Genomic DNA, 660 nt, shown 5'->3' on the forward strand with positions numbered 1-660 from the left:
TGAAGCGCTGTCAGCTGAGATTAGATCGCAGCTGGGTATTGAGTACGGTCAAACTACTGCTGATGGACGTTTTACCCTATTGCCAATTTGCTGCTTGGGCAACTGCGATAAGGGACCAGCGGTACTGATTGATGAAGACACTTACGGCCCTGTCCAGCCATCTGAGGTCGCGCAATTATTGGAGCTATACGCATGAGTTTAACGATTTCAGAGCAAATTGCTCGTCGCGGTCAAGGCCAAGCGCCAAGCCAGCTAAATGCACAGCGTGTTCCAATCTATGGTGATAAAGCGACAGCCACTAGCGAAACCAAGCCATTGACGTGGCGTTTGGCGCATCATGATGCCGTGCTTGATTTAGCCACTTATGAATCTCTAAAAGGCTTTACGGGTCTAAAAGAAGCATTATCTAAATCGTCAAAAGACGTCGGCAATATGATCAAAGCGGCCAATGTCCGTGGTCGCGGCGGTGCAGGCTTTAACGCAGGTCTCAAATGGTCATTCATGTCGCCGCCAGATGGTTTGCCGCGTTATCTTATCTGTAATGCTGATGAAATGGAGCCGGGCACGTTTAAAGATCGCTTATTGATGGAGCGTTTACCGTTTCAGCTGATCGAAGGGATGCTGATTACCGCTCATGCGATTGGAGCAACTGACGGCTAC

The 660-nt window shown here is 49.2% G+C and carries 1 protein-coding gene and 1 pseudogene; both read left to right on the forward strand.

Going from position 1 to position 660, the window contains the following annotated elements; all coding sequences use genetic code 11:
* On the forward strand, positions 1 to 196 hold a 196-nt coding region (locus ACS8FC_RS18220), incomplete at its 5' end, for an NAD(P)H-dependent oxidoreductase subunit E (RefSeq protein WP_439297822.1).
* Positions 193 to 660, forward strand: a pseudogene (locus ACS8FC_RS18225) (NADH oxidoreductase (quinone) subunit F); the annotation flags it as partial. The gene ACS8FC_RS18220 and the pseudogene ACS8FC_RS18225, both read left to right, overlap by 4 nt.

The sequence above is a fragment of the Psychrobacter sp. 1Y4 genome (assembly GCF_051847555.1).